Genomic DNA, 12,296 nt, shown 5'->3' on the forward strand with positions numbered 1-12,296 from the left:
AAGAATCTGCCTAATCTGCTAAATCTGCGTGCAAAAAATATACTCACGCAGATTTAGCAGATTCAGCGGATTTAATAAAAGTAAATTCAGCAATGTTTCAAAAAAAACACCTCTTTTTTATCTTACTCCTTGCGGGAATCATTTCCGCACAGGAAGTCCATAAAAAAGAAAATATATCGTTTCAACCAACAATCGAATCCTCAAAACCCTGGGTGTATTGGTATTGGATGAAATCGGCATATTCCAAACCCGGAATCACAGCCGATTTAGAAGCGATGAAACAAGCCGGGATTGCAGGTGCCTATTTAATGACTATCAAAGGTCCGGCAAATCCGCCATTAATAGATCCACCAGTTTTACAGCTGACACCCGAATTTTGGGATATGATTCATTGGGCTTTTAAAGAAGCCAACCGATTAGGATTGAAAATTGCTTTTCACGGAGCCGATGGTTTTGCCGTTGCAGGCGGACCCTGGATTACACCTGAAATGTCGATGCAAAAAATCGTTTGGTCAACAATAGAAATTGCAGGAGGAAAATCGATTAATACAAAATTACCAGTTCCGGAACATTACAAAGATTATTATAAAGACATTGCGACTTTTGCTATTCCGATAAAAGAATATCAAACCAACTCGCAAATTCTATTACCAAAAGTTACAACATCTAATAATACAGATGCTTCGTTTTTGGCTGATCCTAAAAAGGATGAAAATTTTAAGTTTGCCGAGAAAGGCTGGATTCAATATGAATTTGAAAAACCGTTTACCTGCAAATCCATTGTAATCGAAACCAAAGGAAGAGATTTTCAGGCACAGCGTTTAATTGTTGAGGTTAGTAATGATGGAGTTAATTTTAAATTTCACGAAAGAATGGTTGCCCCGCGCCACGGTTGGCAGGACATGGATTTTTCACACACACATACCATTACACCAGTCACCGCAAAATATTTCAGATTTGTTTATGATCCGGTTGGAACAGAACCCGGTGCTGAAGATTTGGATTTTGCGAAATGGAAACAGAATCTGAAAGTGAGTAAAATTACACTTTCGAATCAGGCGTTGATAGATAATTTCGAAGGAAAATCAGGAGCCGTTTGGCGTCTAAGTCCGGAAACTTCTTCAAAACAAATTCCGAATTCCGAGTCCTTCAAAAAATCTGAAATCATCAACATTACCAATTTAGTAGATGCCAACGGAAATTTAAACTGGAAAGCACCCAAAGGAAAATGGAAAATTATCCGAATGGGACATACTTCTACCGGACATGAAAATGCAACGGGCGGAGCAGGAAAAGGTTTGGAAGTAGACAAATTTAATCCTGAGTTAATTCGTTTTCAACTCGATCATTGGTTTGGTGAAATGATTCGTACAATCGGGCCTGACTTGGCTTCTAAAACTTTAGAAATTCTGCATTTTGATAGTTGGGAATGCGGAAGCCAAAACTGGTCCTCGGTTTTTCAGGCCGAATTTCAAAAAAGACGCGGTTATAATTTGGTAGATTATTTGCCTGTAATGGCAGGAATTCCAATTGAAAGTGCTGAGGTTTCAGAGAAAGTTTTATACGATGTCCGAAAAACAATTTCCGAATTAGTAGCAGATAATTTCTACGGAACTGTTGCCCAGATTGCCAAAGAAAATAATGTAAAATTAAGTTCAGAAAACGTGGCACCAACTATGATGAGTGATGCTTTGTTGCATTATAAATATGTTGATTATCCGGGAGGCGAATTTTGGTTAAAAAGCCCGACACACGATAAACCGTTTGATATGATCGATGCTATTTCAGGCGGGCATATTTACGGAAAAGATATCATTCAGGCAGAATCTTTTACGGCTTTACGAATGGATTGGGACGAACATCCGGGGAATTTAAAGACGCTGGCGGACAGAAATTATGCTTTAGGAATTAACCGATTGTTTTATCATGTTTTCGTACATAATCCTTGGACGGATAGAAAACCTGGAATGACTTTAGACGATATCGGAACTTTTTTCCAAAGAGACCAAACCTGGTGGAAACTCGGAAAAGCTTGGTTTGACTATTGCCAAAGAGTACAATTACAATTGCAAAAAGGAAAACCGGTTATAGATTTAGCAGTTTTTATTGGCGAAGATTTTCCTTCACGCTCTTTTGTGCCGGATCGTTTAGTGCCGTTTATTCCGAATGTGTTTGGCAAAGAAAGACTGGAAAGTGAAAAATTAAGATTAGAAAATGAGGGTCAGCCCACTGCAAAAATGCCGAAAGAAGTGACGTATTCTAAAAATATTACCGATTTATCGCAATGGATTAATCCTTTAAATGGATATCAATACGATTCATTCAATGCTGATGTTTTGATCAATCGTGCGAAAATAGAAAACGGAAAAATCACTTTTGGTGGCGGAATTGAATACGGGGCTTTATTGTTTCCGGGAAGTCATAAAATGGCTCCCAACAAAATGATTTCTTTGGCTTCCGCCGAAAAAATCCTGCAATTGCTAAATAATGGTGCAACGATTTTTGTGGATGAAAAACCAAACATTCAGCCGGGAATTCAATCAGAATCCGATCATAAAAAATGGCTGAATGTTATTGATGAAATTTGGAATAACGCTAATTCATCAACATGGAAAATAGGAAAGGGTACTGTTATTAAGTTACCGTATTTAGGAAATGATTTTGCAGAAATCGGAATTACGCAGGACATTTATTTTCCAAAATTAAACAGAGCCGATTCACAAACTATTGCCTGGACGCATCGTAAATCTGAAACTGAGGATATTTATTTTCTTTCAAATCAAAAAGAGGAAAAACGTTCTTTTGAAGCTTCATTTAGAATAGATGGGAAAATTCCGGTTTGGTACAATCCTGTTACTGACAAAACATCGGCTTTAACCAGTTGGAAAATCGAAAACGGAAGAACAATTGTTACAATTTCATTAGCTGAAAATGAATCCGGTTTTGTGATTTTTAAAGATAAAACCGAAATGATTTCTGTTAAAGCAACACGAAATAATTCGGAATTTGAAACGGTTCAGACTTTAGATGAAAATTGGGAATTGCAGTTTGATCCTGAATCTAAAGGTCCGAAAGAAGTCGTAAAAACGAACAAACTTTTCGACTGGAGTACTTCTGAAAATGATCAGATAAAATATTATTCGGGAACAGTACTTTATAAAAAAGAGTTTGTCTGGAAAGGAAAAACCAATTATAAAATTTGGCTGGATTTGGGTACAATTGCCAATATTGCTGAGGTAAATATCAACGGAAAAGACTGCGGAACAATCTGGACTTTTCCATACAAAATAGATATTTCAGAAGCCTTAAAAAAAGGAAAAAACAAAATAGAAATTAAAATCACCAATACCTGGGCCAACCGATTAATTGGTGACGAGAAATTACCAAAAGAAGAAAGGTTAACGTGGACAACCGCTCCTTTTAGATTGGAGGGAGAACCATTGCTGAAAGCGGGATTATTGGGGCCGGTTACGATTGTAAAAGAAAAAACAGAAAAGAAATGATACATTTTAGAAACCATATTATTGCGATTTTTTTGATTTTAGTAAGCTTTCAAATCAATGCAAAAATCAAACTGCCGGCATTGTTTACTGACAATATGATGTTACAGCAAAAATCGAATGCACCAATGTGGGGCTGGGCAGATAAGAATGGAAACGTGAGTGTAAAAATATCTTGGAATTCTAAAATCTACAAAACAAAAGCCGATAATCAGGGAAAATGGCGTGTAGAATTACAGACTCCTGTGGCAGGTGGGCCTTTTACGATTGAAGTCAATCAGGGAAAAGAAACCATTGTGATAAAAAATGTATTGATTGGCGAAGTCTGGCTATGCTCTGGTCAGTCTAATATGGAAATGCCTTTGAAAGGTTTTCAGGGTCAGCCTGTAAAAAACGGAAACGAAATTATTGTCAGATCGACCAATAAAAACATTCGTTTAATTACGATTCCACGTGCTACCGTTTTAGAACCTAAGGATGATTTTGAAGGAAAATGGGAAGTTGCTTCACCAAAATCTACGGCTAATTTTAGTGCGACTGCCTGGTATTTCGGCTCACTTTTACAGGAAGTTTTACAAGTTCCGGTTGGATTGATTCACGTTTCGTATGGCGGTTCAAGTATGGAAGCCTGGATGAATCAGGAAATGCTGAAAGATTTTGCAAGCGCTAAAATTCCAACTACTAAAGAAGAATTGGCAAAAGACCCAAATCGTGTTCCTACGACTTTGTTTAACGGAATGCTTTCGCCAGTTATTGGGTACGGAATCAAAGGCTGTATTTGGTATCAGGGCGAATCGAATTACGAACGAGCTTCTGAATATACGGCTTTGATGAAAAAGATGGTCAGCAGTTGGAGAAGTTTGTGGAAACAAGGTGATGATTTTCCTTTCTACTATGCACAAATCGCCCCGTTTAATTATGCACAATTTCATCCAAAAGACAATTTAGAGAAATACAATTCGGCTTATTTGAGAGAAGCACAACTGAAGGCTTCACAGGAAATTCCGAATTCGGGAATGGCAGTTTTGATGGATGTTGGTGAAGAAAATAACATCCACCCAATGGACAAGGAAAAAGGAGGAAACCGTTTGGCATTTCAGGCTTTGGCAAAAACCTATGGAATCGAAGGCTTCGAATTCGAAAGCCCAAGATACAAATCGATGGAAATAAAAGACGGTTCTGTAACCGTTTCTTTTGATAATGTTGAAAACGGAATTACGGCTTATGACAAAGAAGTAACCGGCTTTGAATTGGCGGGAGAAGACAAAATTTTCTATCCGGCAAAAACGGTTGTGCGTAGAAAATCGGTGGTTTTGACTTCTGATAAAGTAACCAAGCCAGTTGCAGTGCGTTATTTATTTAAGGATTTTGTAAAAGCAGAATTATTTAGTGGAGGAGGTTTGCCAATTTCGTCTTTTAGAACAGATGATTGGTAGTAGGAGTTATGAGTAATGAGTTTAGCACTTAGTTTGTCATTTCGACGAAGGAGAAATCACACACGAAACTCCGTCCCTAAAAGCGCCAATCTTTGTCGAATTACTAGTGTGATTTCTCCTTCGTCGAAATGACAAGTAGACTAAAAAAATAAAATATCTGCCAAATCTGCTAAATCTGCGTGAAAAATAATAGCACACAGATTTAATAGATCAAGCAAATTATAAATAAAGAAATTTGAAAAATACAATAATTCTATTTTTTCTAATTAGTACGCTTTTAGTAAAGGCGCAAATCCCTGCGCTCAATAATTACAATCAAATCTGGACAACACAAAGTAACAATGCATCAGAATCGATGCCTTTGGGTGGTGGCGATATTGGTTTGAATGTCTGGGTAGAAAAAGGCGATTTGTATTTTTATTTTTCCCGAAGTGGCACTTTTGACGAACATAACACCTTATTGAAATTAGGTCGTGTAAAAGTAACTTTGACTCCAAATCCTTTTAAAGATAATGAAGGATTTCGCCAGGAATTGGTTTTGAAAGACAGTTATATTTCGATTACTCAAAAGGATACTAAAATTAAACTTTGGGTTGATGTTTTCAAACCCATAATTCATCTGGATTTAGAAAGTAAAACAGCTTTAAAAATGACGGCTTCGTATGAAAGCTGGCGTTATAAAAACAGGGATTCCAAAGGAAAAGCCAATAATGCGAATTCTTATAAATGGGCTCCGCAAGGCGAAATTGTAACATTCAAAGATTCCATTGCTTTTGAAAATAACGGAGTTCAGTTTTATCACAGAAATCGTGAGCAAACTGTTTTTGATGTAGCTGTAAAACAGCAGAAAATGGAATCGATAAAAGATCAAATGATGAATCCATTGGCGAATTTGACTTTCGGAGGATTTATGACAGGTGATAATTTGAAACCAGACGGAACGTATTCAGGGACTTATCAAAACACAGATTTCAAAGGATTTAGTTTGTCGAGTGTTAAACCTTCCAAAAAACAAACTTTCCAAATTCATTTATACACGAATCAATCTGATACCAACTCTTGGAGTAAAGATTTAAAAAATCAAATTTCAGAATATAAAATCAAGGGAAAACAAGCTGAAAAAAATACAATAAGATGGTGGAATGATTTCTGGAACCGCAGTTTTATTTATACACAAAAAAATCAATCCACTTCAAAAGATTCGGTGTATCAAATCGGGCAGAATTATCAATTGTTCCGCTATATGCTGGGCTGTAATGCGTACGGAAAATATCCAACCAAATTCAACGGCGGATTGTTTACAGTTGATCCGGTTTTTACGAATCCTGATTTGAATTTTACCCCTGATTTCAGAAATTGGGGAGGCGGAACGATGACGGCTCAAAACCAGCGATTGGTTTATTTTCCGATGGTGAAAAGCGGTGACTTTGATATGATGAAATCGCAATTGGATTATTATTTGGGTTTGCAGAAAAATGCCGAATTGCGTTCACAGGTCTATTGGAAACACGGCGGAGCATCATTTACAGAACAATTGGAAAATTTTGGTTTACCCAATCCAGCCGAATACGAATGGAAACGCCCAGCCGATTATGATCCGGGAATGGAATACAACGCCTGGCTGGAATACGAATGGGACACGGTTTTTGAGTTTTGTAAAATGATGTTGGAACAGAAAGAATATGCGAAAGAGGATATTCAAAATTACAATTCGTTTATCATCAGTTGTCTGCGATTTTTTGATGAACATTATCAATATTTGGCAAAGCAAAGAGGAAGGAAAGCATTGGACGGAAACGGACATTTGATTCTTTTTCCGGGTTCGGGAGCGGAAACGTATAAAATGGCAAATAATGCGAATAGTACCATATCGGCTTTGACCGTAATTACAGAACAGCTTTTAAATCTTTCTTCAACACAATTATCCAAAGAAGAAACGGAATATTTGAAAGGCTTTCAAAAACGAATTCCGCCTTTGAATTTTGGTCAAATCGAAAACCATAAAGTTTTACTACCGGCCAAATCCTGGGAACGCATCAATAATTCCGAAGTACCACAATTGTATCCCGTTTATCCTTGGGGAATTTACGGTATTGGGAAACCTGATTTGCAAACCGCTTTGAACACTTGGAAATATGATATAGATGCGATAAAATTCAGAAGCCATATTGGCTGGAAACAGGACAATATTTTTTCAGCTCGTTTGGGATTAACTGCAGAAGCAAAAAAATACAATTTGTTGAAAATGGCAAATTCAGAAAGAAGATTTCCGGCATTTTGGGGACCGGGATTTGACTGGGTTCCGGATCATAATTGGGGAGGTTCGGGAATGATTGGTATGCAGGAAATGCTTTTGCAGGAAGCTGATGGGAAAATTTATCTTTTTCCGGCCTGGCCAAAAGACTGGAATGTACATTTCAAATTACATGCTACTCAAAACACCACCGTCGAGGCTGAACTCATAAACGGTGAATTGAAAGGTTTAAAAGTGATTCCTGAAGACAGGAAAAAGGATATAATCAATCTGTTGAATACATCAGCAGAAGAAAAAATAAAATAAAATTAAAAGAAAATGATAAAGAAATTAGCGGGCACTTTTGCTTTGGGAATGCTTTTGACAGCAAACGGGCAGGCGCAGAATACCGACAAACAAATTGTAAAAGTCGATTTTGACTTTTTTCAACGAAGATTGGAAGAAGTTCACGATCCGGGTTACGAATCCTGGGTGGTTAACGATCAAAAAGAAGCAGAGAAATCTTTTAATAATGTAATCTTCAAATTGAAAGGAAATTTTACTTCAAAATGGTATAAAGTAGGAATGAATGCACCTCATTACAACAGATTAGGAAGCGACGGTTTAGTTACAGCTGAAAATTTGGAATTGAAAATCAGCGGATTGAAAGAAGGAAAACACACGCTTTTGACTTTTCATAATGCCTTTGATGTGATTACAGGAAAGACTTTTTCCCCAATTAAAATCTATGTGAACGGAAAATTGGAGGAAACGGTAAATGCAAGTCAGAGAGCGAACGCAAAAATTGATGCGACGATGGCGTATATTCCTTTTACTGTAGAAAAAGGAAAGGATGTAATTGTTCGTTTTGAAATCGATCCAACTACAAATCCTGATGTTGTAAAGCAAATTGTTATCAACGGTTTTGAAATTGATTCACCAAATTTGATGAATCAGGCACGTACACCTAAACCGGAAAACAGAAACGAGCACATTGTAGCTGTTGACAAAAAAATAGTGTTGGAATGGGATGCTTCCAAAAAAGCAGTCGCTCATGATTTATATTTTGGAGAAAACACTAATGCGGTTGCCAATGCCAATGAATTTTCAAAAGAATTTAAAGGAAAGCTAAGCACAACCCAATTTCCACTTACCGATTTGCACAGTGGTTCGACCTATTACTGGCGTGTGGATGAAGTGGACAGCAAAGGGGATGTGACTTTAGGAAATGTCTGGTCGTTCAAACCCGCACAATTGGCTTTCCCGGGAGCAGAAGGTTATGGACGTTTTGCTTTGGGTGGCCGTGGAGGAAAAGTAGTCGAAGTAACGAATTTGAATGATGATGGACCGGGAAGTTTGCGTGATGCCATCAATCAGGAAATCGGACCGAGAACCATTGTTTTTAATGTTTCGGGTAATATCAAACTAGCTTCACGATTAGTGGTCAATCAGCCCTATATCACCATTGCAGGACAAACAGCTCCGGGTGAAGGAATTACAATTAGCCGTGCTCCAATTGGATTAACAGGAAACGACGGAGTTGTCCGGTTTTTGAAAGTTAGAATCGGTGGCGGAACGACTTATGATGGAATGGGACTCACGGGTGCCAATTACAGTATTATTGACCACTGTTCCATCAGTTGGACGATTGATGAATCCTTTAGTTCCCGTGGCGCACATCATATTACGTTACAAAGAACCTTGATTTCCGAAGCTCTCAATATAGCGGGTCATGATAAATATCCAGCCGGAAAAATGCACGGTTATGCGGCTACTATTGGTGGTGATATCGGAAGTTTTCACCATAATTTATTAGCACATAATGAAGGACGAAACTGGAGCATAGGAGGAGGTTTAAATGGCGATGGATATTACGGAGGAAAAATAGATATTAGAAACAATGTAGTTTACAATTGGGGAAATCGTGCTACAGATGGTGGAGCCAGTGAAGTGAATTTTGTAAATAATTATTACAAACCAGGAGCTTCTACCTCAATATTTGTTGCTTTGAATGCTCAGATTGAAGGGGTGGGTAAAGGAAAACAGCAATATTATTTTGACGGAAATGTAATGCCAGGTTATTTTGATGAAAAAAATCAGGAGAAAGGGAGAAAATTTACAATATCCAATAAGGCGATTGTAGATTATGAGGTGTTTTTGCCAAAACCATTTTTTGAATCTCAAGTAGCAACACAATCGGCGAGAGGAGCTTATAAAAATGTACTTTCGGATGTTGGAGCGAATCAGCCATTTTTTGATAAACACGATAACCGTATTGTTGATGAAACCTTAAAAGGGACATATACTTTCAAAGGAAGTAAAAGTGGTTTAGGAGGATTGATAGATAACGAAGCTGATGCTGGAGGTTTTCCAAATTTTGCCAGTGAAACACGTCCTGCTGATTGGGATACCGACCACGACGGATTGCCAAACTGGTGGGAAAAAGCGTTTGGCTTAAACGAAAATTCGAAAGCCGGAGATTTTTCAGATGCTAATTCAGATACCGATAAAGACGGATTTACGCAATTGGATAATTATTTAGACTGGCTGGCACAGCCTCATTATTTTGTAAATGCCGGTGAAAAAACAAGTTTGACCGCGGCAGATTTTTTCAAAGGATACGAGAAAAAACCGGTTTACACTTTTTCAGAAGTTAAAAATGGTAAAGTCGTTTTAAAAGGAAAAGAAGCCCAGTTTACGCCAAATGAAAAAGGATTTGGTTCTTTTGTTATTTCTGTTAAAGATGCTGATGGAGATTCAATGAGCCGTACGATTAATTTCTTTGTTAAGTAAAAAATAATCTGCTTGATCTGCTAAATCTGCGTGCTATAATTTTTTCACGCAGATTTAGCAGATCAAGCAGATTCTAAAATTAAATCAAAATTAAAATGAAAAAGCAAGTCATCGTGTTATCAGCAGTACTTTTTTCAACTGCTTCTGTGGCTCAGAATAAAGGTTTGGTTGCCAATTCAGAAAGCCCTTATTCTAAATTGCAGAGTGTAGGTCTACAGGATGTGAAATGGACAAACGGTTTTTGGAAAGAGCAATTTGATGTAGAAACCAAAAATACTTTGCCGTATATGTGGGATTTGTATCATAATGATTCGATTTCGCATGCCTATAAAAACTTTGAAATTGCCGCTGGTGAAAGTAAAGGAACTTTCAAAGGACCTTCTTTTCACGATGGGGATTTTTATAAGATTTTTGAAGGAATGGCGGCGATGTATGCGGTAACAAAAGACAAGAAACTGGATGCCGAAATGGATGAAGCCATTACACTTTTTGCTAAAGTGCAACGTAAAGATGGATACTTACATACTCCGGTTTTAATCGACGAACGCTGGGGAACTTTAGGACCTGATGAGGTAAAAAAACAATTAGGTTTCGAGAAATACAATATGGGACATTTGATGACTGCTGCCTGTATACATTATCGTGCGACCGGAAAAACTAATTTTCTGGAAATCGCAAAAGGGGTAGCTGATTTCTTGTATGATTTCTATAAAAAAGCATCGCCTGAATTAGCCCGAAATGCGATTTGTCCTTCACATTATATGGGAATTGTCGAAATGTACCGTACAACGAAAAATCCAAAATATTTGGAATTAGCCAATAATCTAATCGATATCAGAGGAACTACCAACGATGGAACCGATGATAATCAGGACAGAATTCCATTCAGACAGCAGACTACAGCTATGGGGCACGCGGTAAGAGCGAATTACTTGTACGCAGGTGTAGCCGATTTATATGCCGAAACGGGAGAGAAGAAATTACTGGATAATCTGGAATCGATTTGGGATGATGTGACCTACCGAAAAATGTACATCACGGGCGCTTGTGGTTCTTTGTATGACGGTGTTTCTCCAGATGGAACTTCGTATAATCCTGCCGATGTGCAGAAAATTCATCAGGCATATGGACGGCCTTTTCAATTGCCAAATGCAACTGCACATACAGAAACCTGTGCTAACATCGGAAACGTTTTGTGGAATTGGAGAATGCTTCAGATTACTGGTGATGCCAAATATGCTGATATTGTAGAATTAGCCTTGTATAATAGCGTGTTGTCAGGAATTAGTCTGGAAGGAAAGGAATTCTTTTATAATAATCCGCTGAATGTTTCCAAAGATCTGCCTTTTAAACAAAGATGGAGCAAAGAACGTGAAGGTTATATCGCTTTGTCGAACTGCTGTGCTCCTAATGTAACAAGAACAATTGCTGAGGTTAGCAATTACGCTTATAGTTTTTCGAAAGAAGGACTGTATGTGAATTTATACGGAAGTAATAATTTGAATTCAATTGCACTTACGGGTGAAAAAATTGAAATCGAACAACAAACTAATTATCCTTGGGATGGGAAAATTACGTTGAAAATTGTAAAAGTTCCAAAAGACAGTTATGCTTTTTTTTTAAGAATTCCGGGATGGAGTCAGGGAACAACAATTTCAGTTAATGGTAAAAATATTAATGATGCAATTGTTTCAGGTTCGTACCAAAAATTAGTACAAAAATGGAAAAAAGGAGATGTGATCGAATTGAATATCCCAATGCCTGTAGAATTGATGCAGGCGAATCCATTAGTAGAAGAAGTGAAAAACCAGGTTGCCATAAAAAAAGGGCCGATTGTGTATTGCCTGGAATCAAACGAGCTTCCTGCGAATGTGAAAGTGAATGATGTCATTTTGAATGTAAATTCTAAATTCGCTACCGATTTTATCAAAATAGGTAACAGAGAATTATTGAGTATAACTGCCAGTTCGTTAATTACTCCCGATAATTCTTGGGATAAAAAATTGTACAAACCCATTTCTGCAAAAGACAATAAGGAATATACTATAAAATTAATTCCTTATTTTGCTTGGGGTAATCATGGTAAAGGAGAAATGTCCGTTTGGTTATCACATTAATTCTTTTATGCTTTATAATTTAAGTTTAGATTATGAATATCTTTTGATTTATTTATKAGAAKAATAATTATTTCTGATATTATTTAATGCATACTTTTTAATAATAGTAAATATTTTAAACACCAATTATTTAAAAATAGCTGGTGTTTTTTCTTTTATATTGTTAATATTTAATTTTTTTTCACTCATTTTTATCATAATTGTTTTTATTTCATTT

5 protein-coding genes are annotated in these 12,296 nt (G+C 37.1%); all 5 read left to right on the forward strand.

Features of this window, described 5'->3' with window-relative positions; genetic code table 11:
- Positions 1-92: 92 nt before the first annotated feature.
- The 5 genes from AC1DVP_RS13140 (at position 93) to AC1DVP_RS13160 (ending at position 12,079) form a co-directional block, all read left to right on the forward strand.
- Positions 93-3,503 (forward strand): glycosyl hydrolase, encoded by a 3,411-nt coding sequence (locus AC1DVP_RS13140; RefSeq protein WP_477183931.1) that lies wholly within the window; start codon positions 93-95, stop codon positions 3,501-3,503.
- On the forward strand, positions 3,500-4,936 hold the full coding sequence (locus AC1DVP_RS13145) for a sialate O-acetylesterase (protein ID WP_477183932.1): 1,437 nt from the start codon (positions 3,500-3,502) through the stop codon (positions 4,934-4,936). The genes AC1DVP_RS13140 and AC1DVP_RS13145 overlap by 4 nt, the downstream gene beginning before the upstream one ends.
- 235 nt (positions 4,937-5,171) lie before the next feature.
- Positions 5,172-7,496, forward strand: a complete 2,325-nt coding sequence (locus tag AC1DVP_RS13150; RefSeq protein WP_477183933.1) for a DUF5703 domain-containing protein — start codon at positions 5,172-5,174, stop codon at positions 7,494-7,496.
- A gap of 12 nt (positions 7,497-7,508) precedes the next feature.
- Positions 7,509-9,962 (forward strand): pectate lyase family protein, encoded by a 2,454-nt coding sequence (locus tag AC1DVP_RS13155; RefSeq protein WP_477183934.1) that lies wholly within the window; start codon positions 7,509-7,511, stop codon positions 9,960-9,962.
- Positions 9,963-10,057: 95 nt separating this feature from the next.
- Entirely contained in the window at positions 10,058-12,079 is a 2,022-nt protein-coding gene (locus AC1DVP_RS13160; protein WP_477183935.1) for an aceric acid hydrolase, read from the forward strand.
- Positions 12,080-12,296: the final 217 nt, after the last annotated feature.

Source organism: Flavobacterium sp. P3_A6 (genome assembly GCF_056403035.1).

Coding starts and splice junctions, on each gene's coding strand:
- AC1DVP_RS13155 (WP_477183934.1), top strand. CDS start 7,509: ATGATAAAGAAATTAGCGGGCACTTTTGCTTTGGGAATGCTTTTGACA.
- AC1DVP_RS13160 (WP_477183935.1), top strand. CDS start 10,058: ATGAAAAAGCAAGTCATCGTGTTATCAGCAGTACTTTTTTCAACTGCT.
- AC1DVP_RS13145 (WP_477183932.1), top strand. CDS start 3,500: ATGATACATTTTAGAAACCATATTATTGCGATTTTTTTGATTTTAGTA.
- AC1DVP_RS13140 (WP_477183931.1), top strand. CDS start 93: ATGTTTCAAAAAAAACACCTCTTTTTTATCTTACTCCTTGCGGGAATC.